A 21,535-nucleotide genomic window follows, 5' to 3' on the forward strand; every position below is an offset into this window, starting at 1 on the left:
GCGTCCGCTCCGCAGTCCTTCGCGCGGGGTGCCGGGTCCCGGCTCCGTCCGGCGGGACCGGGCGCCCCGTTTCCGTCCCGCCATGTGGACAATCTCATCTCGTGATACGGACCGGCGGTGACACCGCGCACTCCCTTCCCTACGATCGAGCACATGAAGCGACAGGCGGATCTCACGAAGCGGCGGGCAGTCGACCTGTGCCGTGTCGCCGCCATGCTCTGTCGCCTGCCGTAGGGGCTTTCGCGCCGTCGACGGCGCCGCACTCCCGGCCCCACCTTCCCCGCTCCGCGCATCGCCGCGACGCGCCCGTGCAGCGCAGCCCGGCCCCCGTGCGCACCCGTCCGTGTGCCGAGACATCCGCTACTGCCCCGGAGGAGATCAGCAATGAGCCGCAGTGACGTCCTGGTGGACGCCGACTGGGTCCAGGCCCACATCGACGACCCGAAGGTGGTCATCGTCGAGGTCGACGAGGACACGTCGGCCTACGACAAGAACCACATCAAGAACGCCGTCCGCATCGACTGGAAGAAGGACCTCCAGGACCCGGTGCGCCGCGACTTCGTCGACCAGGCGGGCTTCGAGGAGCTGCTGTCGGCCAAGGGCATCGCCAACGACGACACCGTCGTCCTCTACGGCGGCAACAACAACTGGTTCGCGGCGTACGCCTACTGGTACTTCAAGCTCTACGGCCACGAGGGCGTCAAGCTGCTCGACGGCGGCCGCAAGAAGTGGGAGCTGGACTCCCGCGACCTGGTCGACGGCTCCGAGGTCCCGGCCCGCCCGGCGACCCAGTACAAGGCCAAGGCCCAGGACAGCTCGATCCGCGCCTTCCGCGACGAGGTCGTCGCCGCGATCGGCAACCTCAACCTGGTCGACGTCCGTTCGCCCGACGAGTTCTCCGGCAAGCTCCTCGCCCCGGCCCACCTCCCGCAGGAGCAGTCGCAGAAGCCGGGCCACATCCCGACCTCGCGCAACATCCCGTGGTCGAAGAACGCCAACGACGACGGCACCTTCAAGTCCGACGACGAGCTCAAGGCCCTCTACGAGGACGAGGGCGTCGACCTCGCGAAGGACACCATCGCGCTGTGCCGCATCGGTGAGCGCTCCTCGCTCACCTGGTTCGTCCTGCACGAGCTGCTCGACCAGCCGAACGTGAAGAACTACGACGGCTCCTGGACCGAGTACGGCTCCCTCGTGGGCGTGCCGATCGAGCTCGGCCCGGCCAAGTAACGCCAGACCCCCGACCCGCCCGACCCCCGACCCGAAGGAAGACACCATGTGCGGAGCGAAGGCCGGCGGCCCCGACCTGGCCGGCGTCGACGTGGCGAAGGAGACGATCATCCAGGGTTCCGTGACCCGCGACGGTGAGCCCGTCGCCGGCTACGTGCGCCTGCTGGACGGCGGTGGCGAGTTCACCGCCGAGGTTCCCACCTCCGCGACCGGGCAGTTCCGCTTCTTCGCGGCCCCGGGCTCGTGGACGCTGCGCGCCCTCGTACCGGGCGCGACGGTGGACCGCTCGGTCGTCGCCCAGCAGGGCAACCTCACCGAGGTGGCCATCGCCGTCTGACCCACGGCCGGAATCGGCGAAGGGCCGCACCACCACCCGAGTGGGGGTGCGGCCCTTCGCGACGTACTTTGGAAGGGTGTCCACAAGGCGTCGGCGGCGCTGGTACTTCGCCATGATGAGCGGGTGTGTCCTGCTTTTCGTCCTGGCGTGGAGTGTGGTGCGCCTGTGGTCGGTCCCGGCGGCCGTGGCCATGTGCGTCGTCGCGATGCTGATCCCGCCGGTCGCGGCCATCGTGGCCAACCGCAGGGGTCCCGACGACCACTGGTGGGACGAGACCGGCGACCCCAAGTCCGACGAGTGGTGGCGTGAGCTGGACCGCCGCGACGACCACCGCGACCAGCGCTGACGCCCGGATCAGTACACGAGCGCCTGCACCCCGTCGGCCATCGCCTCGCTCACGAAGACCTGCGCCCCCGCGATCCGCACGCCCTCCAGCACGTCCTTCTCCGCGATGTCCCGCCGGGCCGCGCACTGCGTGCACAAGGTGATCCGCCCGCCGGCCAAGATCCCCTCGATCAGGTCGGGCAGCGGCGCGGAGTGCGGCAGCTCGAACTCGGCGGCCTTCCCGGGCAGTGCGAACCACGCGGACTCACCGGTCAGCCACAACGAGACCTCCACGCCGCTCGCCACGGCCACCGCCGCCACCGTGAACGCCTGCGAGCACCGCTCGGGCGCGTCGGCGCCCGCCGTCACCTTGATCACCAGTTTCTTCGCCATGGTCCACAGCCTAAGGTGGCCGGTCTCACAGCGAAAAAAGTGTGAAGCGCTTGCCGAAGATCGACATAATGCGGTTGGCCTCGCCCGCAGATCGCGCACGAGCGCTGTGTGTCTGCCCGGGGGGGCTTGTGGAAGCGCGTACGAACGCACGGACCGGTGCGATGATCGTCGTGGTCGTCGGACTGGTCGTCCTGGCGACGCTCACGGCGGGGGCCGTGGTCGCCATCGGATCGTCGTCGTCGGGGACCTCGGCGGCCGCCGTGCCGTCGACGACGGCGCCGACGGCGCCGACGACCTCGGCGCCGGCGGCACCGTCGCCCACGCCGGACCCCACGGGGACCTCCGGACCCGGCGCCTCGCCCTCTCCCTCCAGCACCGTCACCGGTTCCGTCCACGACGGTGCGCACAGCGGAGACCTGCGCTGGTTCCTGCTCACGCCGCCCAAGGACGCCGAGATCTACGGCGACGAGGCGGGCACCTCCGTCACGCGTGACGAGGTCGGCGTCAGCGGCGACATCAAGCGGGCGCTGAGCCGCTACGGCTTCAAGAAGGGCGCCCAGCGCACCTACCTGACCGCCGACGGGGAGTACGAGATCTCCGTCGAGCTGCTGCGCTTCGGCTCGGCCGCCGGCGCCTCCGGCTACTACGACGACTTCTCCCTGGACTCGCCTGCCCTGACGATCGGCAGCACCCACCCCGCCAAGGCCTACCGCCTGTCCTCCGGCTCCGCCGAGAGCACCGACGCGGTGGCCGCGCTGTCCCACCAGGGGGACGTGCACATCAGCATCACCGTGACCGGCGAGAAGCTGCCCGGCCGCGACCTGCTCAAGCGGCTGCTCGACCAGCAGTACCAGCGCCTCGCGACCGGCCGCTGAGCCTTCGGACCTCTTCGTGGAGAACCCCTTGTCCCAGGACAACCCTGTCCCGGAGCAGGCACCGCCTGCTCCGGAAGCACCCCCGGAGGCCGCCGCGGAGACACCCGCCGCGGCTGTTCCGGAGACGCTCCCCGCGGCCCGCCCACCCCGCCGCCGCGGCCGCACCACGCTGCTCGTCCTCGCCGCCGCCGTTCTCGGTGTCGCCGCGGGCGCCGGCACCGGCTACGCGATCCAGTACGACCGCCCCGAGACCCCGCTTCCCCCGCTCACCCAGCGGGCGCTCGTGCAGCCCAAGGGCGCCGCGCCGAAGGCGAAGCCACTCACCGCGGCCGAGGACACCCTCGTGACGTACGACGGCGACCTGCGCAAGCTGCTGCTGAAGCGGCCCAAGGGCGCCAAGGACTGGCGTGTGCCGCCCGGCATCGACGGCTGGCTGGCGCCGGCCGAGTTCGCGGACACCTACGAGAGCGCGAAGTACGGCTTCAGCGACATCTTGGGCGACGGCTTCCGTCGGGCCGCCACCACCACCTGGGAGACCCGCGACAGCTCGGTGGAGATCCGGCTCGTCCAGTACCGCGACCTGGCGTTCACCGCCACGGAAAGCAACGCGACGGGCCAGATCGCGTTCACGGGCGGCAAGGACGAGGCGGGCAACGACGGCCGAGAGATCCCCGGCTCGGTCGACGGCAAGGCGTTCGTCTACTCCAAGCCGATCCGCAAGGCCGGCTACCTCCCGTTGTACAAGTCGGCAGCCGTCGCCCGGAAGGCGAACATCGAGATGCTGATCTGGGTCACCTCGGCGCACCCGATCCCCGGGTCGACGATCATGTCCCTGGCCGAGCGGCAGTTGGAGCGGCTGTGAGCGACGAGAAGACGACTCCCGTCGAGGAGCCCGCAACGGAGCCCGTGGCGGTGCAGGGGCAGCAGGAGCCGGTGCAGGTCCCCCAGGAGGAGCCGGTTTCCGGGGCCGCCGCCGTCGCGGAGCCCGCTCCCGAGGCCCCGAGCCGCACGAGCCGAAGGGGGCTCGCACTCGGCGTCGCGGCCGCCCTCGTGGCCGTGCTCGGAGGCGGCGGCATCGGGTTCGCAATGCTCAAGCACCAGCAGCACGACGACGGCAAGACCACGGCGAAGCCGTGGAAGGCCCCGGAGCCGCAGAAGACCGGCAGCTACGGCGTGCAGTCCGGCGGCAGCCACTACGGCGCGCTGGGCAAGCTCCTGCTGCCCATGCCCGCCGGCTACGCACCCGGCCCCGACATGGCCCCGTACGGCAACGATGTCGAGCTGGCCGACAAGCAGGCCGTGTCCGCGATGACGGAGGGCTACCGCGACCTGCCGAAGAAGAGCCGGGACGCCGCGCTCAAGGCGGTCGATCGCTTGCGGATCCAGGGCATCGGCATGCGGAGCTACGCCACGGATGACCACGAGATGCTCATCGAGATCCGGATCGTCCAGATGAAGAACAAGCAGGCCGCACGCGCGGGTACCGAGTTCTTCACCGACTTCACCAAGGCACTGGGCGTCTTCCGCAACGGTCCGTCGATCGCGGGCCACGACAAGGCGCGCTGCGTCCTGCCGCCCAAGAAGCCGGGTGCCGACCTGGACTTCATGGAGTGCCAGGCCACGGAGGGGGACCTCCTGGTGACGATGTCGGTCTCCGGTGTGGCCCCCCTCGACAAGAAGGCCGCGGCCGAGGTGCTCGCCCACCAGCTCGACCGTATCCAGGACCCCGGAGAGGCAGCATGAGCGACCAGCAGACAGCCCCGCCCGCGCCGGCGCCCGCGCTCGCGGGCGTGGGTGGTACGGCGGAGTCGGTGGCGGCGGAGGAGCCCGGGGCCGCTGTGACCGGGGTCGCGGCGATCCCTGGGCCGGTCGACGCCCCGGGGGCCCCGGCGCACCCTGTAGCCGTTCAGGACCCCGTGCTCTCGGCGGATCCCGGCGCGCCCGCCCCGGTCCCGCCACCGCGGGACCGGCGCCGGTTGCGGGCCGCACTGCGCTGGACCTCGGCCGTGCTGGTGTTCGCCGTGCTCGGCGGGGCCACCGCGTACGCGGTCACGCTGCCGCGGCGCACCGACGTCCCGGGCCTGGAGACACCGGACGACGGGCGCTGGACGTACCCCGCGCTCAGGCTGCCCAAGCTGCCCGCGGGTGCGCCGCGGGCGTACGCAGGCGACGGCAATCCCGGGGGCGTCCACTACGCCGACCTGCGTGCGCTGCTGCTCCCCGCCGCCCGCGGGGCGAAGGTCGACAGGTCGTTCGACGGCAAGGACGGCTGGCTGCCCACCGCACGCTTCATCGACGCGTTCGAGGAAGCCGACCGCAAGGGCCTGGCCGAGCGTCTGCCGCAGGCGGGCTTGCGGCACATCGCCGCCCGTGCGTGGGACATGCCGGACGGTACGAGGACGGAGATCTACCTTCTGCAGTTCATCAGCGCGCCGTACGCGGAGGAGGGCCGCTTCGACATGACGACGATCGCGGAACTCTCCGGCGCGCCGATCAAGGTCTTGGACCAGGACTGGAAGCGCGGGATGACCTTCCCGGGAGACATGAGTGTCAGCACGTACTCCGAGGACAAGCCGCGCGGCCGCGAGCACGTGCGATCCGCGTTCATCGTCTCCGGGGACACCATCGCCGTCATCGCCATGAGCAAGGCCGGGACGCAGCCGGCCGTCCCGTTCCACCAGACCGTGCTGCTGCAGTCGCAGCTGCTCGGCTGACCGGGTTGCGCCCCACGGGCGCGGTGCGCGGGGGCCGACCTCAGCGCATCGCGCCCGTACCGGCCGACTAGACTCGTTGACGGCCCCACCGGGCCGCCGACCGTCCGCGCCTGCCCGAGGAGCACGCTCGTGAGCGCCATTGAGATCTTCTTCGACGTCATGCTTGTCCTGGTCTGCCTTGGCGTCCTCGCGTTCTCCGTTCTGGCGGTGAAGAAGCTCTACCAGGGACAGCGCTGAACATGATCGAAATCCCCTCCGACCTCCACCCGGAGCTCGTACCGCTCGCCTTCCTCCTGGGTACCTGGGAGGGCGCGGGCGTCTTCGACTTCCCCGGCGCCGAGAAGTGCAACTTCGGCCAGGAAGTGGTGTTCACCCACGACGGCCGCCCCTTCCTGGAGTACACCTCCAAGACCTGGGTCCTGGACGCCGAGGGCAAGCCGGCGAAGCCGCTGGAGAGCGAGTCCGGTTTCTGGCGCATCGACAAGGACCGCAAGGTCGAGATCACCATGACGCGCGACAACGGCGTCATCGAGATCTGGTACGGCGAACTCGCCGAGAGCAAGCCGCAGATCGACCTCGTCACCGACGCCGTGGCCCGGCTGGCCGACGCGCCGGCCTACAGCGGCGGCAAGCGCCTGTACGGCTACGTCAAGAGCGACCTGATGTGGGTGGGCGAGAAGGCCACCCCCGAGGTGCCGCTGCGCCCGTACATGTCGGCGCACCTGAAGAAGGTCGTCAACCCCAGCGAGTGGGCCAAGGACCTCAAGGACCTGCCCGACGACGGCATCGCCTTCTTCCGCTGAGCCGTCCGCGAGCCGGTGCCGTCCGCCCGGGGCGGCGCCGTCGTGCCGCGCCGGGCCGCCGACGGCGGCCTTCCGCCTAGACTGTCCCTGTGGTCACCACGGACTGGAAGAGCGATCTCAGGCAGCGCGGCTACCGGCTGACGCCGCAGCGACAGCTTGTCCTGGAGGCGGTCGACGTCCTGGAGCACGCCACTCCGGACGACATCCTCACCGAGGTGCGCAGGACCGCCTCCGGGGTGAACATCTCCACCGTCTACCGCACGCTGGAGCTGCTGGAGGAACTGGGCCTGGTCAGCCACGCCCACCTGGGCCACGGTGCCCCCACGTACCACCTCGCCGACCGGCACCACCACATGCACCTGGTGTGCCGGGACTGCGAGTCGGTCACCGAGGCCGACATCTCCGAGGCCGCGCCGCTGACCGACCGGCTGCGCGCGACCTACGGCTTCGAGACGGACATGAAGCACTTCGCGATCTTCGGCCGGTGCGCGGACTGCGCGCGGAAGGCCCGAACGTCTGAGGGTTCAACTACCGAGACGTAGGCTGGTTCCATGCAGCGACAAACACTGACCAGCCCCCTGCTGTCGCTCCCCGGCGCCGTCCCCGCAGAAGGCCCCGACGAGGGAGTCGCCGCGCACTACGGGGACCTCTTCCGCGAGCAACGGACCCTCGCGGACGGCAAGGGCTTCGTCGACCTGTCCCACCGCGGTGTCGTCGCCGTCACCGGCCAGGACCGGCTCGCCTGGCTCCACCTCCTGCTCACCCAGCACGTCACCGACCTGCCGCCCGGGCAGGCCACCGAGGCGCTGATCCTCTCCGCGCACGGCCACGTCGAGCACGCGCTCTACCTCGTCGACGACGGCACGACCACCTGGATGCACGTCGAGCCCGGTACGCAGGGCGACCTCGTCGCGTACCTGGAGAGCATGAAGTTCTTCTACCAGGTCGACGTCGCCGACGTGACCGGCGAGCACGCCGTCGTCCACCTCCCCGCGGGCAGCATCGCCGCCGTCCCCGAGGGCTGGCCGGTGCGCGAGGTCGCGCACGGCCGCGACGTCCTCGTGCCGCGTGCCGAGCTGGAGGCCTTCGCCCGGGAGGCGGGCACCCCGGTGGGTGTGCTGGCCCTGGAGGCGCTGCGCATCGAGGCCCACCGCCCGCGGCTGGGCCTGGAGACCGACCACCGCACCATCCCGCACGAGCTGGGCTGGCTGGACACCGCCGTCCACCTCGACAAGGGCTGCTACCGCGGCCAGGAGACCGTCGCCCGGGTCCACAACCTCGGCCGGCCGCCGCGCCGCCTGGTCTTCCTCCACCTCGACGGCAGCGAGGTCAAGCTGCCCGGCCACGGCACGCCCGTGCGCATCGCCGCCGACGGGCCGGACGGCCGCCAGATCGGCACCGTCACCTCCTCCGCCCGGCACTGGGAGCTGGGCCCGATCGCCCTCGCGGTGATCAAGCGCAACACCCCCGTGGACGCCCCGCTGCTGGCGGACGGGACGGCCGCGAACCAGGAGACCGTCGTCGAGCCCTGACGGGCGACGACCGGCAGGGATCTCGGAGACCGAGGACCACTCAGAGATCGAGGACCACGGTGAACGGGCCGTCGTTCGTGAGCGAGACCTTCATGTCCGCTCCGAAGCGGCCCGTCGCCACGTCCGCGCCCAGCGCGCGCAGCTGAGCGACCACCTCGTCCACCAGCGGCTCGGCCACCGGGCCGGGCGCGGCGGCGTTCCAGGTCGGCCTGCGCCCCTTGCGGGCGTCACCGTAGAGAGTGAACTGCGAGATCACCAGCAGCGGCCCGCCGATGTCGGAACAGGACTTCTCGTCGGGCAGGATGCGCAGGCTCCACAGCTTCCGGGCGAGCTGTGCCGCCTTTTCCTCGGTGTCGTCGTGCGTGACCCCCACCAGCACGCACAACCCCGGTCCGGCGATTTCGCCGACCGTCTCGCCGTCCACCACGACCTTCGCTTCGCTCACCCGCTGGGCCACCGCTCGCATGACCCCCATTCTCCCGGGCGTGAAGGGGCGCGCGGCATCGGGGCCGTACGCCCGGTTGGGCTCACGCACAACTGTCCGGGGCGGCCGTTCGGGTGCAGGTGCCTGCGGGACGCAGGTACTCGGTGGCACGATCGAGATCTGCCCGACGCGGGGGACGAGGGGACGGACAGAGATGAAGCACACCGGTACGACGAGTACCACCGGGACGGCGGAAGGCGAACGCATGCTCAAGGCACCGGGCCCGCGCTCCCCGTTCCCCGACGCGCCGCAGCCCGACTTCGCCGGACTCACCCTCGCCGGCCTGCGCACCGCGCGCCGCGAAGCCCAGCTGGAGGAGGCCGACCTGTCCTACCTCCGCCGCCTGCTCCAGGGCCGCATCGACATCCTGCGCGCCGAGCTCGCCCGGCGCACCGCCCCCGACGCGCCCGTGCTGGACCGGCTCTCGGAGATCCTCACCGACACCCCCTCCCGGCACCGCACCTCCGCCCGGCACGTCACCCTGCGCACCCCGCGCAGCGAGCGGTACCGGCAGCTCGCCGAGGAGATGCTCGCCGAGGTCGAGCTGTCCGACCTGGAGGCCCGCACCGACCAGGAACTGCACGACGCGATGGGGCGGCTGGTCCGCCACGAGCAGCAGGTGTCGCGCTGCCGGCACTCGCTGCAGCGCACCGTCGACGGCTGCAGCACCGAGATCGCGCGGCGGTACCGGGCGGGCGAGGCGCGGGTCGAGGATCTGCTGTCGGGGGACTGAGGGCTCGGCGGACCGCGGCGGGCCACGCGGAAAATCCCGCGGAAAATCCCGCGGGGAAATCCCGCGGGAAAAAGGGATGCGCGAAGGCCTGACCGGCGCCTACCGTGCGGGACATGAGCCTTGAGGTCCGCACGCTCGAAGCATCCGACTACTCCGGCTGGTTGCGCGCCACGCGACTCGGCTTCCTCCGTTCCGCCACCGTCAGCGACGAGGAGATCGAGCTCCGGCGGCCCTACACGGACCTCGCTCGCGCCCAGGGCGCGTTCGACGACGGCCGCTGCGTGGCGACGTTCCGCAGCATGCCGCGCGACGTCACCGTGCCCGGCGGGGCGGTGCTGCCCAGCAGCGCGATCACGCAGGTCACCGTCTCCGCCACGCACCGCCGCCGCGGTGTCGCCTCCCGCATGATGGCCAACGAACTGGCCGCCACCGCCGAACGAGGCGAGCCGCTCGCGATCCTCATCGCCGCCGAGTTCCCGATCTACGGCCGCTTCGGCTTCGGCGCCGCCGCCGGCGTCACCGAGTGGCACGTCGACACCGCCCGCGCGGGCCTGCGCACGCCCGCCGACGACGAGGACGGCCGCGTCGAACTCGTCGACCCCGCAGACGTCTTCAAGTCAGGTCCGGAACTGCACGAGCGGGTACGGCTCCAGGCCCCCGGCTCCATCAACCGCAACGACCGGTGGTGGGAGCTGTTCACCGGCAAGGTCCAGGTGCCGGGCGGCGACCCCTGGAAGGAACCGATCTTCGCCTTCTACCGGGACTCCGCCGGCCGCATCGACGGTCTGGCCGCGTACACCGTCGACGACAAGTGGCGCGGCATGTACCCGGAGTCCCCCCTGGAGGTCAAGCAGCTCATCGCCGCCACCCCGGCCGCCGAGCGGGCCCTGTGGCGCTTCCTGCTGTCGATCGACTGGGTCACCACCGTGCGCACCGGCTTCCGCGCCCATGACGACGTCATGCCGCTGCTGCTCGGGGACCGCCGGGCCGCCCGGATCGACAACAGCTCCGACTTCCTGTGGCTGCGCTTCATCGACGTGCCCCGCGCGCTGGCCGCCCGCACCTACGCCGCTCCGGGAGCCGTCGTCCTCGACGTCGTCGACCCGTACGGCTACGCCGCCGGCCGCTTCCGTGTCGAAGCCGCACCCGACGGCACCGCCACCGCCGAAGCCGCCCCCTCCGTCGCCCCGGACCTCACCCTCACCGCCGCCGACCTCGCCACCCTCTACCTCGGCGACGAGTCCGCGGTCCGCCTCGCCACGGTCGGCCAGGCCACCGAATCCCACCCTGGCGCCGCGGCCCGGGTGGACGCGCTCTTCCGCACCTCGCGCAAGCCGTGGGCGATCGACGGCTTCTGAGGCGTCAGCGCCCGCCGTACGAGACGAGGACCAGGACCACCAGCACCCCGCCCACGCACATCGCGTAGCTCGACCGCGCCTTCGACCCGACCGCGACCAGCACGATCCCCAGCCCCATCAGCGGGCCGAACTGCCGGCCGAGGTATTCCTCGAGGATCGCCGCCATCACGTGACTCCACAGCATGACCCACCCCTTCCCAAGGCGGCCGCCGAACGGCGCGGGCCCCGCTGCCGCTGCCCCTAGCGGGTCAGCAGCAGCGCGATCACCACGAGTCCGACACAGGTGAACGTCGTGTTCCGGGCCTTGTGGCCCACCGTGAACAATCCGACGGCGAAGGCGCCTGCCGCGCCGTACCGCCATTGGACGAGCTGCTCGAACGCGAAGGCGCACAGAGCGAGTGCGGGCATGGGGTTTCACTCCTTCGAGGCGCGTGGGATCGATCTCTCCGCGCGTAGAGCACGGAAGAGGGAGAGTTGACCCGAAGGTCGACACGTGGCGAGAGCGGAAGCCTGGTGCTGATGTGTGCGTGCGATGCGACATGGCGCTGCACTGTCACCCGCGGCTGTCCCGAGCGCGTCGTTGGGCCGGGACGCCGCGGTCCCCGTGGTGTCAACCGCCCCAACTTGACTGTCGGTCGGAGCAGTTGACTGCACTCATGTCTAGGTTGTTCCCGATGACTACAGGTCCATAAACTCGTCGCAGTCAACTCCACTTGCCTGACCGGAAGATGTAGGCTTCTCGCGTGAACGGCTCGCGAGGAAACGGTGGAGTCAGGCGCGAATGGGAGCGCGTGGCCGATTCGCTGCGTCACCAGATCGAGGCCGGCGAGATCCCGGTCGACGAGCAACTCCCCACCCAGGCTGAGCTGGTGGAGACGTTCGATGTAGCGCGCGCCACGGTCCAGAGGGCACTCAAGGAGCTCCAGGACGAGGGTTACGTAGAGTCAATCCAGGGCAAGGGAGTCTTCGCCCGAAACTGGCGCAACCCGACACCGGCACATGCCAACGGCGCGGCTCACCGCACGGATTCGGCCAGCGTCGAGCTGGAGGACGCCATCGCGGAGGCGTTCGAGGCGGAACACATCACGATCGACGCCTACTGCCTGACGAGCGAGTCGCTCAACGCGGCCCTCAGCCGTCCGGTCGGCCGAATCCTGCGCGGTGAGCTGCGTCCTTCTTCGATTGCGGTTCGGCTCCTGCTGCCCAGCCCCGACGCGCTGCTGGCCATCCCGCGGAACGTGGAGGACCCGGACGACGCGCGTCCCCGGCACCGTCTGGCCGGCCTGATAGATCTCCAGACTCGCGTCCTGCGGAACCTGCTGGGTGATCTGGAAAACCGCGAGCTGACCTCGGTGAAGATCGAAACCAAGACGGTACCGATCACACCCATGACCAAGATCTATCTGTTGAACGGGGATCAAGGTCTCACGGGGTACTACTCAGTGGTGGACAACAACGTCGTCCTGGACGACGGGACGCGAGTGGCCATCTACGACGTCCTCGGTGTCGGTGCGGAGCTCTACCCGCAGGGACCCGCCCAGCTCGAGGAGTGCCGGCAGTGGTTCGACTCACTGTGGACCACAATCGCCGAATCGGTGTGACACTCACTGAATGGCTTCGACAGACCCTGAGCGGCTCCTGAACCGACTACGAGGAGTCAAGGTCGTCCTGTTCGACTTTGATGGGCCGCTTTGTGACTTGTTCGCCGGGTACAGCGCCGAGTCGGTGGCCGGACACATGAAGGAGTTCCTCGCGGACAAGGGCTGGTTGCTGCCGCAATTCGAGGGGTACACCGACACGCACCAGCTCCTGCAGGATGTGGCGTTCGCCGGCTTTCCCGAGGAGATAGTCAAGGGACTCGATGGCGTCCTTGTCGATGCGGAGCGCCAAGCGGCGATGGTGGCGCATCCCGTCGACGGGGTCGCCGAGCTCATACAGGGGCTGGCCGCGCAGGAGCGGCCCATGGCGATCACCACGAACAATTCTCCGGCCTCGGTCCAGGTCTACTTGAAGAAATATGGGCTGGAGCAGGAGTTTGGCGGAAGAATCTTCGGCCGGGGTGACGCGCCGGACAGAATGAAACCCCACCCGGCATATCTACGCGCGGCGATGGAGGAGTTGGGGTGGGTTTCCACCCCGGGCAATTGCCTCATGATCGGTGATTCCGTGCGGGACCTGTGGGCCGCACGTGCCGCGCACGTGAAATTTCTGGCATATGCCGGGATCGGTGACCGTTATCAACAGCGGGTCGACGCCCTTCTGGGGGAAGGAGTGGATTTGCTGGTCAGGGACATGCGGGAGTTGGTGGAAGCTTTCTCCGCCGCGGGGCTCGGCCGGCGGGGCGCTCCCGTCGGTGAGTAGGCGTACCGAAATACGATTGACACGCTATGGGTTTCGATGTGCGGCAACGGGGAAAAGCGCGTAGGCTCGCGCCACATCATGCGCCATCACTTCGTGGTGGGCTATTGGCGAGCGCTCAAACGGTCGGTGCAAGTTGACGGATACGGTTGTGGCCACGGATCCCCAGGGTGGCGCCGGCACGCGTATGCCCAAGGACGGCCCACGGCCTGATGCCGCTGACACGCCTGACGACGATCTCCCCGAACCATGCGGCCGCCTCGTGGGCCGGGCGGCCGCGGCTCCGGTGACGGCCGACAGTCTGGCGCGTCCCCTCATGTACGAGCGCCTGCAGAAGTCCTTGGTCAAGTGGCACTACGAGCGGAAGAAGCGCCGTTCCGACTCGGTCGTCCTGGCGGGGCATCACAACGCGAACCACGTCATGCCGGCCGGCCGGGGACTCGACTGGTTCATGTCCACCCCGCCGGAGCGGACGGCGCACGTCAAGCTGAGGGTCCCGCTCAACACGCCCATGGTGGTGATGCGCACGTGGCAGGACGAGGCCGAGGTGCTCGCCGCGCTCAAGCGGTTGAGCCCGGAGCCCCCTTTCGCCACCCCGCACTGCCTGGTCGCCTTCGAGGGCGCCTCGCTGCACAGGTTCGAACCGGGAACCGCTCTGTCGCAGGTCTCGGGGCCGGGCGAACCCCTGGGCGAGGACATGCTCCGCAAGCTGGCGGAGGTCTTCGCACGCACGGCCCTCGTCGGGCGGGATCAACTGCCGGCGCTGCCGGCCGACTGGCCGGCGGACCACAAGAGCAGCGACGCCTTCCTTGACCACCTCGTCCACCACGCCGAGCACGAGGTGTACCGGCGTCACCGCCCCGAGTTCGGGGGCCTTTTCGACGCACTCGGTGTTCCGGACGATGCGCTGGCCCGTTTTCGCACGAGAGTGAGCCTGCGTACACGGGAGTTGCAGCGCAGACCGTACGCCCTGCTGCACACCGACCTCCATCGGGACAACATCGTGGTGCTGGAGGACGACGGCCTTTTCATCCTGGACTGGGAGCTCGCCACCTACGGCGACCCCCTGCACGACCTGGCCACGCACCTGGTGCGGATGCAGTACACCGACGACGAGCGCGAACTCATGAAGGGCATCTGGGAGGAGACGCTCGTCCGGCGCGGCTGTTCGGCGATGACCGCGGGGATGGACACCGACCTGCAGGCCTATCTGGATTTCGAGTACGCGCAGTCGGTCTTCGCCGATGTCGTCAGGGCGGCGGTGCGCCTCGGCACAGAGCCGGGCAGCCCGGACCTCGGGCACTCCGCCCGCATGGTCCGCCGCGCGCTGGAACGGGCGAGGGAGCCGATCGGGCTGGACGCCGTGCCCACAGAGGACGAGATCGAGAGCGCGCTGGTCGACTGGCACACGCTGCGGTACCCGGAGCGCCGCCGGAGGTGGATCTTCACGGTTTGGGCGGCCCGTAACCGGGCCGGTGCCCGCTGACACGACGGGCCGTGGGACCGACCGGGAACTGCAGGCTTCGCTGAGCCGGGTGACCTGCGTTCTGTTCGACTTCGACGGCCCTCTCGCGGACCTGTTCGCCCACCGTCCGGCCGTCCGGGTGGCCGAGACGCTCGGGCGACGGGCGCAGAAACTGGGGGTGCCCGCCGGGGTGGTCCGGGGAGTACGCGATCCCTTGCTGGTGCTGAGGAAGGCCGCCTGGCACGGTGCTGTCAACGTCATCCGTGAACTGCAGGAGCTCCTTGCCGAGGAGGAGACGAAGGCCGCGCGGTCGGCCCGCCTGACTCCGCACGCGGACGGGTTGGTGCGATCACTGGCCGCGAGTGGCCGAGAGGTGGCGGTCACCACCAATAATTCGGCCAGGGCGGCAACCGTCTTCCTGAAGGAGCGCGGCCTCTCACGGTTCTTCGGCCCGCACATCCATGGGCGGGCACCCGACCCCACGCTGTTGAAGCCCGATCCGGACTGCTTGACCCGCGCGATGACATCGACCGGCACGGAGCCGGCCGAGTGCCTGATGATCGGTGACTCGGTGAGCGATCTCGAGGCCGCGGACAAAGCGGGCGTGAGCTTCGTCGGCTACGCGCGTGCTCCGCACAAGACGGTGGCTTTGAGGAATGCGGGTGCGATCCATGTCGTGGGGTCCCTGGAGGTCCTGGTGGACATGGTGCGGCATCAGGACTCCCACTCCGTCCAGTGCGCCGGCTCGGGGTGACGGACGCCATCATGCAGTGCCGCTAACTCGTGGGGTGAAGGACATTTAACTGGACCTTGATGGTCCGGTGGCCCAGGCTCGGTCCCATGGGGATTCACGTACCGCTGATCACGCCCTTCGACGCCGACGGGCGCGTGGACGCCGCCGCGCTGGAGCGGCTCGCGCACGACGTGCTGGACGACGGGGCCGAGGGCCTGGTCGCGCTCGGGACGACGGCCGAGGTGGCGACCCTGGACGAGGCGGAGAAGGAGCTCGTCCGGGAGATCGTGGGGCGGGGCTGCCGGGAGAGAGGTGCGCGGTTCACGGTCGGGGCCGGGGGAGCCGATACGCGACGGGCGGCCGAGGAGCTGCGGGCACTCGACGCGGACGCCGCGCTCGTGACCGTACCGGCGTTCGTGCGGCCCTCGGAGGACGGCGTGGTCGCGCACTTCGAGGCGCTGGCCGAGGCGTCCGCAGCGCCGCTGGTCGTCTACAACATCCCGTACCGCACCGGGCGCACCCTGAGCGCCGACACCGTGCGCCGGATCGCGGCGATCCCCGGTGTCATCGGCTTCAAGCACGCCGTGGGCGGCATCGACCAGGACACCGTCCTCCTGGTGCGGGAGGTGCCGCTGTACGCGGGGGACGACGTCTTCGCCCCCGCCCTGCTGGCCCTGGGCGCGGCCGGGGCGATCCTGGCCTCCGCGCACCTGGCCACCGCGCAGTGGGTGGAGCTGGCCCGTCCCCACGATCCGGCACGCGGGCATGCGCTGGCGAGGCTCGCCGCCGCCTGCTTCGCGGAGCCGAACCCCACGGTGACCAAGGCGGTACTGCACGCCCAGGGACGCATTCCCACCCCCGCGGTCCGGCTGCCGCTGCTGCCTGCCGGGCGGCCGGCAGTCGAGACGGCCCTCCGGGCACTCGCCGCATCGGGGGATACTCGGGACCGTACGTACGCACTGATCGGAGAGACCGGATGAGGATCGGAATCGTCGGAGCCACCGGCCAGGTCGGCGGCGTCATGCTCAAGGTGCTGGCCGAGCGTGACTTCCCGGTGGAGCGGCTGCGGCTGTTCGCGTCGGCCCGCTCGGCGGGGCGGACGCTGCCGTGGAAGGACGGCGAGATCACCATCGAGGACGCGGCGACCGCCGACTACGCGGGTCTCGACATCGTCCTGTTCTCCGCGGGCGGCGCCACGTCCAAGGCGCTCGCCCCCAAGGTCGCCGCCGCGGGCGCGGTCGTGATCGACAACTCCTCGGCCTGGCGCATGGACCCCGAGGTCCCGCTCGTGGTGTCCGAGGTCAACCCGCACGCGATCGCCGACCGCCCCAAGGGCATCATCGCCAACCCGAACTGCACCACGATGGCCGCGATGCCGGTGCTGCGCCCGCTGCACGACGAGGCGGGGCTGACCGCGCTGGTCGCCACCACGTACCAGGCGGTCTCCGGTTCCGGACTGGCCGGTGTCGCCGAGCTCGACGGGCAGATCCGCAAGGTCGCCGACCAGGCGACGGGGCTGACCTTCGACGGCGCGGCCGTGGAGTTCCCCGAGCCCGCGGTCTACCAGCGGCCCATCGCCTTCAACGTCGTCCCGCTGGCCGGGAAGATCGTCGACGACGGACGCTTCGAGACCGACGAGGAGCAGAAGCTCCGCAACGAGTCCCGCAAGATCCTGGAGATCCCGGAGCTGAAGGTGTCCGGAACCTGTGTGCGCGTCCCGGTCTTCTCCGGGCACTCGCTGCAGGTCAACGCCCGCTTCGCGCGTCCGATCAGTGTGGAGCGCGCCTACGAGCTGCTGGCCCAGGCGCCCGGCGTGGAGCTGTCGGAGATCCCCACCCCGCAGCAGGCCGCCGGCAAGGACCCCTCCTACGTGGGGCGGATCCGCGCGGACGAGACCGTCGAGCACGGCCTCGCGCTCTTCCTGTCCAACGACAACCTCCGCAAGGGTGCCGCGCTCAACGCCGTCCAGCTCGCCGAGCTGGTCGCGGCGGAGCTGCGCGGCTGACGCCCGCGACCCCGTTGTCGCCCGATGCCCCGGCCGCGTGTGCCGGGGCATCGGGCGTTCCCGGCTCGGACGCGCTTGACCCTCACACCGTGTGAGGCCCTGCACTGGAGGGCGTCATGTTCAGCATCGGAGACTTCGCCAGGCACGGCCGTGTATCGGTCCGCATGCTGCGTCACTACGACGCCATCGGGCTGCTGCGCCCCGACCGTGTCGACCCCGCCAGCGGATACCGCTCCTACGCCGCGGGGCAGCTCGCCCGGCTCAACCGGATCATCGCGCTCAAGGACCTCGGCTTCACCCTCGAACAGGTGCGGTCGATCCTCGACGAGAAGGTCGGCGCCGACGAGTTGCGCGGCATGCTGCGGCTGCGACGCGCCGAACTCGCGGCGGCCATCGCCGCGGACGCGGCACGTCTGGCGGGTGTCGAGGCGAGGCTGCGGACCATCGAAAGCGAGGGACGGATGGCTTCCGACGACGTGGTCGTCAAGCGGGTGCCCGGCGTACGGCTGGCCGAACTCACCGCGACGGCGGCCGGGTTCGAGCCGGCGCAGATCAGCCCGGTGATCCAGCCGCTGTACGGCGAGTTGTGCCGCCGCCTGGAGGCGGCGGGGGTGCGGCCGGTGGGGCCGAGCGTGGCCCATTACGAGGACGCGCCCGAGGGCAACGGCGCGGTCGTGGTGCACGCCGGGCTCCCGGTGGACGTGGACCCCGACGCCGGGTACGACTTCGCGGTCGTGGACCTGCCCGCGATCGAGAGCGCGGCGACGATCGTGCACCGCGGGTCCATGGACGACGTCCTGCGCACCGAGCAGACGCTCGCCCGCTGGATCGACGCCCACGACCACCGCTCCACCGGCTACCCGCGCGAGTTCTACCTGGAGGCCGGCGGCCACCCCGACACCTGGGTGACGGAACTCCAGCAGCCGCTGGCCCCCGGGGACTGATCGGCCGGGCGGTCAGCCCATCGGCCGGCCCTCGCGTGCCGCGAGGTCGACCAGCTCGAAGGCCGTCCGGCCGTCCAGGGACTCGCGGACGATGTCCGCGTGCCCGGCGTGCCGGGCGGTCTCCTCGATGAGGTGGAGCAGGATCCAGCGGGTGCTGACCTTCATGCCCGGCGGGTTCCACGGTGCGTCCGGCAGCGCGACCGTCCCCTCCAGGTCGGGGAGGGCGAGCACGGCCGCCTCGGTCTCGCGGGCGATCGCGGCCCAGCGGTCCAGCCAGCCGGCGAGCGTCTCGCCGTCCAGCAGGCGGAAGCCGTTGACGTAGTCCTCCTGGCTGCCCGCCTTCTCCTCGCGGCCGAGGAGCAGGCCCTGCACCCAGACCTCCTCCATGCGGGCGACGTGCTTGACCAGCCCGGCGAGGGTCAGCTCGCTCGCGCTCGGCCGCGACGTGGCCTGCGCGTCGTCCAGTCCCAGCACCGCCCGGCGCACGCCGGCGCGCTGCGACTCCAGGTAGGCCAGCAGGGCGTCCCGCTCGTCCGTCTCGTTGCGAACCACCGTGGGCATCGTGCACCTCTTGTCCGTCGGCCGCCGGTGTCCCGGCGTTCTCTCACGTCGTCGCCTTGCGTCTTCGACGGTACGGAGCATTGCGGTCAGTTCCGGTCCGCAATGCCGTAGGTGCCTCCGGCCGGTTGCCGTCCTGAGCCGCACGACCGGGGGTCGGGGGTGCCGTACCCGTGCCGTGCGAGCCGGGCGCCGATTTTGCCGCGACGACGGCCGAACTGTTCGGGGGCGGCAGCACGGGGCATCCCGTGTGCGGCGCCCGCCGGAGGGGGTCCGGCGGGCGCCGCCCCCGGTCCCCGCTGCGGACGGAGCCCGCGCCCGGACCGGAGTCACCAGGAGCCGGCGGTCACGGTGCGATCGGGTCGTCCACCGGGGCGGGGGCGAGGCCGGCGGCCACCAGGCCGGCGAAGACCGCCTTGCCGAGGGTCTGCACCGCGGACTGGGGGCGGACCATGACCGTGAACTCCTTGATCCGGCCGGCCTCGTCGAAGTGGAGGAGGTCGATGCCGTGGATGTCCTTGCCGTCGACGGTGGCGCGGAAGAGCAGGATCTCCGAGGGCGCGTCGCCGCCGTCGCCGCTGGTGGCGGAGGTGCCGTCGAAGCGGCCGACGTAGCGGAAGTCCTCGAAGGTGCGGAGCAGGACGCCGAAGAGGCCGAGCACCATGGGCTTGCCCTCGAAGGGCGTGAACGTGACCGGGCTGTAGAACCGGATGTCGTCGGTGAACAGATCGTCGAGCCCGGCGAGGTCGCGGGTCTCCACAGCGGTGCGGAAACGGTCCGTGGTGGTGGTCGACATGGGCCTGCCGCCTTCCGGGGGCCGCGGCCCCAGTCATGGGGTTGATCAGTCAGTTTTATGACTATCACGCCCACGGCGCCGCCGGACAGACCCTGGGCCGTCCGGCCCGTGACGGCGGGCGTCACATCCCCTTAACGAGACTTTTGCAAGCACTCTGCTTGCAAAAGTTAGCACCGCGGGGCATGCTCTAAGACATGGCTTCACTGAACGTCGGCAACCTCGGTGAGTATCTGCGGGAGCAGCGCCGCAACGCGAAGCTCTCGCTGCGCCAGCTCGCCGACGCAGCGGGGGTGTCCAACCCGTACCTCAGCCAGATCGAGCGCGGGCTGCGCAAGCCCAGTGCCGACATCCTGCAGCAACTGGCGAAGGCGCTGCGCATCTCCGCCGAGACCCTGTACGTGCAGGCGGGGATCCTCGACGAGCGGGACCAGGGCGACGGCCGGGAGGTCCGTACCGCCATCCTGGCCGACACGGCGATCAACGAGAAGCAGAAGCAGGTCCTGCTCCAGATCTACGAGTCGTTCCGCAGGGAGAGCGCCGCGGTGGAGGAAGCTCGGGACGAGCAGTACGCCGCGCCGCGCGAGCGCGCGGTGAAGAAGGCGGCGCAAACGGCTGCCGCCGTGCTGAAGCCGAAGGCGACCGCCGGACCGGACGACGGGGGCGGCGGCGACGCCGCGGCCGCCGAGTGACCGGCGGACTCAACAGACGTACACGCCACCATCCTCATACGGGAGAAACCCTCATGGCGATCACCGACGACCTCGTCAAGACCCTCAAGGACCCGACCCCGCTCTACGCACTGGCAGGCACCGCCGACCTCGCGGCCGAGAAGCTGAAGGAGGTCCCGCCGCTGATCGAGAAGATCCGCAGCGAGGCCCCGGACCGGATCGAGAAGATCCGCGGCACCGACCCCAAGGCCGTGCAGGAGAAGGTGACCGCGCAGGCCAAGGGCGCGCAGAACAGGGCGCAGGCCAAGGTCAACGAGCTCTTCGGCAGCCTTGACACCGATCTGCGCAAGCTGCGCGACTCCGCGCAGGACTTCGCGCTCCAGCAGGTGGGCCGCGCCGCCGAGTACGCGGTCCGCGCCAAGGAGACCTACGACGGCCTGGCCGAGCGCGGCAAGGACGCGGTCGCGACCTGGCGCGGCGAGGCCGCCGACCAGGTCGAGGACATCGCGGTCGCCATCGAGGGCGAGCCGGAGCCGCGTCCGGCGGCGCAGCCCGCCCCGGCGCCCGCTCCCGCGCAGAACTCCGTGCCCGCCCCGGCCCCGGCCCCGGCCGACGACCGGTCCGCCTCGGCCAAGAAGCCGGCCCAGGCGAAGAAGCCGGCCCCCGGCGCCGCCCGGAAGAGCACGCCGGGCAAGCCGGCCTCCTGAGGCCCGCGCACACCCGCGCGCCTTCCCGCGCGCACTACGGGCCGGGCACGCATCGCGTGCCCGGCCCGCTCCTGTGAGCCCACGGCCCTGCGGCCCTACGGCGCTTCGCGCAGGAGGGCGCCCCCGGCTCGCCCGGCCGGGTACGGTGGGAGCCGACGACGGAGGTGGACGGCAATGCTGGTTACGGGTTTCCTGGGTGTCCTGGGCCTGGTGTCCTGGGCGCTCTTCCTGCTCGCGCTCTTCGCCCTGATCGACGCCGCGATCCATCGCCAGGACGCCTACCGCGCGGCCGACAAGAACACCAAGGCGTTCTGGCTGATCGTCCTCGCGATCGCCGCCGTGGTGATGAAGATCTTCTCGATCCTGTCGTTCCTGCCGGTCATCGGTCTGATCGCGGTGATCGTGTACATGGTGGACGTGCGGCCGAAGCTCCGCGAGGTCGCGGGCAAGGGCGGCCCCCGGCGTCGCGGCGGCAGCAGCAGCGACGGCCCGTACGGACCCTTCAACCGCTGAGCCCG

Annotated in this window: 29 protein-coding genes; 23 read left to right on the top strand and 6 right to left on the bottom strand. The window is 70.7% G+C overall.

The window, feature by feature from the left end:
- Nucleotides 1-153 precede the first annotated feature (153 nt).
- From ACIP98_RS23850 to ACIP98_RS23865, 4 genes are all read left to right on the top strand, one after another.
- Nucleotides 154-234, top strand: a complete 81-nt coding sequence (locus ACIP98_RS23850) for a putative leader peptide (protein ID WP_389255642.1) — start codon at nt 154-156, stop codon at nt 232-234.
- Nucleotides 235-384: 150 nt separating this feature from the next.
- Nucleotides 385-1,230, top strand: coding sequence for a sulfurtransferase (locus ACIP98_RS23855; RefSeq protein WP_319663488.1), 846 nt, complete (start codon nt 385-387; stop codon nt 1,228-1,230).
- Between the two features lie 46 nt (nt 1,231-1,276).
- Nucleotides 1,277-1,567 (top strand): DUF1416 domain-containing protein, encoded by a 291-nt coding sequence (locus ACIP98_RS23860; RefSeq protein ID WP_319663489.1) that lies wholly within the window; start codon nt 1,277-1,279, stop codon nt 1,565-1,567.
- Between the two features lie 76 nt (nt 1,568-1,643).
- The gene (locus tag ACIP98_RS23865) at nt 1,644-1,913 is read left to right on the top strand and encodes a DUF3099 domain-containing protein (RefSeq protein ID WP_319663490.1); all 270 of its coding nucleotides are present in this window, start codon (nt 1,644-1,646) and stop codon (nt 1,911-1,913) included.
- Nucleotides 1,914-1,921: 8 nt separating this feature from the next.
- Here the strand turns inward: ACIP98_RS23865 and ACIP98_RS23870 are convergent, their stop codons facing one another.
- A complete protein-coding gene (locus ACIP98_RS23870) occupies nt 1,922-2,284 on the bottom strand; it encodes a DsrE family protein (RefSeq protein ID WP_319663492.1) in 363 nt (120 codons plus the stop codon).
- A 161-nt stretch (nt 2,285-2,445) separates the two neighbouring features.
- On the opposite strand from ACIP98_RS23870, the gene ACIP98_RS23875 reads away from it, so the two are divergent.
- The 7 genes from ACIP98_RS23875 to ACIP98_RS23905 all read left to right on the top strand — a co-directional run bounded on the left by ACIP98_RS23875 (nt 2,446) and on the right by ACIP98_RS23905 (nt 8,208).
- Nucleotides 2,446-3,159: a hypothetical protein gene (locus ACIP98_RS23875; RefSeq protein WP_401977842.1), complete on the top strand. Its 714-nt coding sequence runs from the start codon at nt 2,446-2,448 to the stop codon at nt 3,157-3,159.
- A 28-nt stretch (nt 3,160-3,187) separates the two neighbouring features.
- Nucleotides 3,188-4,021, top strand: coding sequence for a hypothetical protein (locus tag ACIP98_RS23880; RefSeq protein ID WP_401977843.1), 834 nt, complete (start codon nt 3,188-3,190; stop codon nt 4,019-4,021).
- Nucleotides 4,018-4,902, top strand: a complete 885-nt coding sequence (locus ACIP98_RS23885; protein WP_319663495.1) for a hypothetical protein — start codon at nt 4,018-4,020, stop codon at nt 4,900-4,902. Before ACIP98_RS23880 ends, ACIP98_RS23885 begins: the two co-directional genes overlap by 4 nt.
- Nucleotides 4,899-5,873 carry a hypothetical protein gene (locus tag ACIP98_RS23890; RefSeq protein ID WP_401977845.1) on the top strand — a complete coding sequence of 325 codons (975 nt, stop codon included), beginning with the start codon at nt 4,899-4,901 and terminating at the stop codon, nt 5,871-5,873. The genes ACIP98_RS23885 and ACIP98_RS23890 overlap by 4 nt, the downstream gene beginning before the upstream one ends.
- A gap of 239 nt (nt 5,874-6,112) precedes the next feature.
- A complete protein-coding gene (locus ACIP98_RS23895; protein ID WP_319663497.1) occupies nt 6,113-6,676 on the top strand; it encodes an FABP family protein in 564 nt (187 codons plus the stop codon).
- Nucleotides 6,677-6,765: 89 nt separating this feature from the next.
- A complete protein-coding gene (locus ACIP98_RS23900) occupies nt 6,766-7,218 on the top strand; it encodes a Fur family transcriptional regulator (protein ID WP_319663499.1) in 453 nt (150 codons plus the stop codon).
- A 9-nt stretch (nt 7,219-7,227) separates the two neighbouring features.
- Nucleotides 7,228-8,208, top strand: a complete 981-nt coding sequence (locus tag ACIP98_RS23905; protein WP_319663500.1) for a folate-binding protein — start codon at nt 7,228-7,230, stop codon at nt 8,206-8,208.
- 40 nt (nt 8,209-8,248) lie between these two features.
- Here ACIP98_RS23905 and dtd read toward each other — a convergent pair whose 3' ends face one another.
- Nucleotides 8,249-8,674, bottom strand: a complete 426-nt coding sequence (gene dtd, locus ACIP98_RS23910; RefSeq protein WP_319663501.1) for a D-aminoacyl-tRNA deacylase — start codon at nt 8,672-8,674, stop codon at nt 8,249-8,251.
- A 223-nt stretch (nt 8,675-8,897) separates the two neighbouring features.
- Here dtd and ACIP98_RS23915 point away from each other — a divergent pair, with 223 nt between their 5' ends.
- Together ACIP98_RS23915 and ACIP98_RS23920 are read left to right on the top strand one after the other, a co-directional pair.
- Nucleotides 8,898-9,425 (top strand): ABC transporter substrate-binding protein, encoded by a 528-nt coding sequence (locus ACIP98_RS23915; protein ID WP_319663502.1) that lies wholly within the window; start codon nt 8,898-8,900, stop codon nt 9,423-9,425.
- A 113-nt stretch (nt 9,426-9,538) separates the two neighbouring features.
- Nucleotides 9,539-10,783, top strand: a complete 1,245-nt coding sequence (locus ACIP98_RS23920; RefSeq protein ID WP_401977847.1) for a GNAT family N-acetyltransferase — start codon at nt 9,539-9,541, stop codon at nt 10,781-10,783.
- A 4-nt stretch (nt 10,784-10,787) separates the two neighbouring features.
- Here ACIP98_RS23920 and ACIP98_RS23925 read toward each other — a convergent pair whose 3' ends face one another.
- Together ACIP98_RS23925 and ACIP98_RS23930 are read right to left on the bottom strand one after the other, a co-directional pair.
- Entirely contained in the window at nt 10,788-10,967 is a 180-nt protein-coding gene (locus ACIP98_RS23925; RefSeq protein WP_319663505.1) for a hypothetical protein, read from the bottom strand.
- Nucleotides 10,968-11,023: 56 nt separating this feature from the next.
- Entirely contained in the window at nt 11,024-11,191 is a 168-nt protein-coding gene (locus tag ACIP98_RS23930) for a hypothetical protein (protein WP_319663506.1), read from the bottom strand.
- Nucleotides 11,192-11,526: 335 nt separating this feature from the next.
- Here ACIP98_RS23930 and ACIP98_RS23935 point away from each other — a divergent pair, with 335 nt between their 5' ends.
- The 7 genes from ACIP98_RS23935 (at nt 11,527) to ACIP98_RS23965 (ending at nt 18,288) form a co-directional block, all read left to right on the top strand.
- The gene (locus ACIP98_RS23935) at nt 11,527-12,384 is read left to right on the top strand and encodes a winged helix-turn-helix domain-containing protein (RefSeq protein WP_319663508.1); all 858 of its coding nucleotides are present in this window, start codon (nt 11,527-11,529) and stop codon (nt 12,382-12,384) included.
- 10 nt (nt 12,385-12,394) lie between these two features.
- A complete protein-coding gene (locus tag ACIP98_RS23940) occupies nt 12,395-13,144 on the top strand; it encodes an HAD-IA family hydrolase (protein WP_319663509.1) in 750 nt (249 codons plus the stop codon).
- A 313-nt stretch (nt 13,145-13,457) separates the two neighbouring features.
- Nucleotides 13,458-14,627 carry an aminoglycoside phosphotransferase family protein gene (locus tag ACIP98_RS23945; RefSeq protein ID WP_319663510.1) on the top strand — a complete coding sequence of 390 codons (1,170 nt, stop codon included), beginning with the start codon at nt 13,458-13,460 and terminating at the stop codon, nt 14,625-14,627.
- Nucleotides 14,617-15,360 carry an HAD family hydrolase gene (locus tag ACIP98_RS23950; RefSeq protein ID WP_401977849.1) on the top strand — a complete coding sequence of 248 codons (744 nt, stop codon included), beginning with the start codon at nt 14,617-14,619 and terminating at the stop codon, nt 15,358-15,360. The genes ACIP98_RS23945 and ACIP98_RS23950 overlap by 11 nt, the downstream gene beginning before the upstream one ends.
- 86 nt (nt 15,361-15,446) lie before the next feature.
- Nucleotides 15,447-16,319, top strand: coding sequence for a dihydrodipicolinate synthase family protein (locus ACIP98_RS23955; RefSeq protein WP_401977850.1), 873 nt, complete (start codon nt 15,447-15,449; stop codon nt 16,317-16,319).
- Nucleotides 16,316-17,344: an aspartate-semialdehyde dehydrogenase gene (locus tag ACIP98_RS23960; protein WP_319663514.1), complete on the top strand. Its 1,029-nt coding sequence runs from the start codon at nt 16,316-16,318 to the stop codon at nt 17,342-17,344. Before ACIP98_RS23955 ends, ACIP98_RS23960 begins: the two co-directional genes overlap by 4 nt.
- 116 nt (nt 17,345-17,460) lie before the next feature.
- On the top strand, nt 17,461-18,288 hold the full coding sequence (locus tag ACIP98_RS23965; RefSeq protein WP_401977852.1) for a MerR family transcriptional regulator: 828 nt from the start codon (nt 17,461-17,463) through the stop codon (nt 18,286-18,288).
- Nucleotides 18,289-18,300: 12 nt separating this feature from the next.
- Here the strand turns inward: ACIP98_RS23965 and ACIP98_RS23970 are convergent, their stop codons facing one another.
- Together ACIP98_RS23970 and ACIP98_RS23975 are read right to left on the bottom strand one after the other, a co-directional pair.
- On the bottom strand, nt 18,301-18,849 hold the full coding sequence (locus ACIP98_RS23970) for a DinB family protein (RefSeq protein WP_319663516.1): 549 nt from the start codon (nt 18,847-18,849) through the stop codon (nt 18,301-18,303).
- 343 nt (nt 18,850-19,192) lie between these two features.
- Nucleotides 19,193-19,642, bottom strand: coding sequence for a nuclear transport factor 2 family protein (locus ACIP98_RS23975; protein WP_319663517.1), 450 nt, complete (start codon nt 19,640-19,642; stop codon nt 19,193-19,195).
- A gap of 194 nt (nt 19,643-19,836) precedes the next feature.
- Between ACIP98_RS23975 and ACIP98_RS23980 the strand changes: the two genes are divergently transcribed.
- The 3 genes from ACIP98_RS23980 to ACIP98_RS23990 all read left to right on the top strand — a co-directional run bounded on the left by ACIP98_RS23980 (nt 19,837) and on the right by ACIP98_RS23990 (nt 21,530).
- On the top strand, nt 19,837-20,331 hold the full coding sequence (locus tag ACIP98_RS23980) for a helix-turn-helix domain-containing protein (protein ID WP_401977854.1): 495 nt from the start codon (nt 19,837-19,839) through the stop codon (nt 20,329-20,331).
- A 53-nt stretch (nt 20,332-20,384) separates the two neighbouring features.
- Nucleotides 20,385-21,017, top strand: a complete 633-nt coding sequence (locus ACIP98_RS23985; protein ID WP_401977856.1) for a hypothetical protein — start codon at nt 20,385-20,387, stop codon at nt 21,015-21,017.
- A gap of 174 nt (nt 21,018-21,191) precedes the next feature.
- The gene (locus tag ACIP98_RS23990; RefSeq protein WP_319663520.1) at nt 21,192-21,530 is read left to right on the top strand and encodes a DUF2516 family protein; all 339 of its coding nucleotides are present in this window, start codon (nt 21,192-21,194) and stop codon (nt 21,528-21,530) included.
- Nucleotides 21,531-21,535 lie beyond the last annotated feature (5 nt).

Source organism: Streptomyces sp. NPDC088354 (assembly GCF_044753585.1).
In the GTDB taxonomy this organism is placed as follows: Bacteria; Actinomycetota; Actinomycetes; order Streptomycetales; family Streptomycetaceae; genus Actinacidiphila.

Coding starts and splice junctions, on each gene's coding strand:
- ACIP98_RS23940 (WP_319663509.1), top strand. CDS start 12,395: ATGGCTTCGACAGACCCTGAGCGGCTCCTGAACCGACTACGAGGAGTC.
- ACIP98_RS23890 (WP_401977845.1), top strand. CDS start 4,899: ATGAGCGACCAGCAGACAGCCCCGCCCGCGCCGGCGCCCGCGCTCGCG.
- ACIP98_RS23855 (WP_319663488.1), top strand. CDS start 385: ATGAGCCGCAGTGACGTCCTGGTGGACGCCGACTGGGTCCAGGCCCAC.
- ACIP98_RS23930 (WP_319663506.1), bottom strand. CDS start 11,191: ATGCCCGCACTCGCTCTGTGCGCCTTCGCGTTCGAGCAGCTCGTCCAA.
- ACIP98_RS23980 (WP_401977854.1), top strand. CDS start 19,837: ATGGCTTCACTGAACGTCGGCAACCTCGGTGAGTATCTGCGGGAGCAG.
- ACIP98_RS23945 (WP_319663510.1), top strand. CDS start 13,458: ATGTACGAGCGCCTGCAGAAGTCCTTGGTCAAGTGGCACTACGAGCGG.
- ACIP98_RS23965 (WP_401977852.1), top strand. CDS start 17,461: ATGTTCAGCATCGGAGACTTCGCCAGGCACGGCCGTGTATCGGTCCGC.
- dtd (WP_319663501.1), bottom strand. CDS start 8,674: ATGCGAGCGGTGGCCCAGCGGGTGAGCGAAGCGAAGGTCGTGGTGGAC.
- ACIP98_RS23895 (WP_319663497.1), top strand. CDS start 6,113: ATGATCGAAATCCCCTCCGACCTCCACCCGGAGCTCGTACCGCTCGCC.
- ACIP98_RS23955 (WP_401977850.1), top strand. CDS start 15,447: ATGGGGATTCACGTACCGCTGATCACGCCCTTCGACGCCGACGGGCGC.
- ACIP98_RS23970 (WP_319663516.1), bottom strand. CDS start 18,849: ATGCCCACGGTGGTTCGCAACGAGACGGACGAGCGGGACGCCCTGCTG.
- ACIP98_RS23915 (WP_319663502.1), top strand. CDS start 8,898: ATGCTCAAGGCACCGGGCCCGCGCTCCCCGTTCCCCGACGCGCCGCAG.
- ACIP98_RS23925 (WP_319663505.1), bottom strand. CDS start 10,967: ATGCTGTGGAGTCACGTGATGGCGGCGATCCTCGAGGAATACCTCGGC.
- ACIP98_RS23990 (WP_319663520.1), top strand. CDS start 21,192: ATGCTGGTTACGGGTTTCCTGGGTGTCCTGGGCCTGGTGTCCTGGGCG.
- ACIP98_RS23960 (WP_319663514.1), top strand. CDS start 16,316: ATGAGGATCGGAATCGTCGGAGCCACCGGCCAGGTCGGCGGCGTCATG.
- ACIP98_RS23975 (WP_319663517.1), bottom strand. CDS start 19,642: ATGTCGACCACCACCACGGACCGTTTCCGCACCGCTGTGGAGACCCGC.
- ACIP98_RS23870 (WP_319663492.1), bottom strand. CDS start 2,284: ATGGCGAAGAAACTGGTGATCAAGGTGACGGCGGGCGCCGACGCGCCC.
- ACIP98_RS23920 (WP_401977847.1), top strand. CDS start 9,539: ATGAGCCTTGAGGTCCGCACGCTCGAAGCATCCGACTACTCCGGCTGG.
- ACIP98_RS23875 (WP_401977842.1), top strand. CDS start 2,446: ATGATCGTCGTGGTCGTCGGACTGGTCGTCCTGGCGACGCTCACGGCG.
- ACIP98_RS23860 (WP_319663489.1), top strand. CDS start 1,277: ATGTGCGGAGCGAAGGCCGGCGGCCCCGACCTGGCCGGCGTCGACGTG.
- ACIP98_RS23985 (WP_401977856.1), top strand. CDS start 20,385: ATGGCGATCACCGACGACCTCGTCAAGACCCTCAAGGACCCGACCCCG.
- ACIP98_RS23850 (WP_389255642.1), top strand. CDS start 154: ATGAAGCGACAGGCGGATCTCACGAAGCGGCGGGCAGTCGACCTGTGC.
- ACIP98_RS23905 (WP_319663500.1), top strand. CDS start 7,228: ATGCAGCGACAAACACTGACCAGCCCCCTGCTGTCGCTCCCCGGCGCC.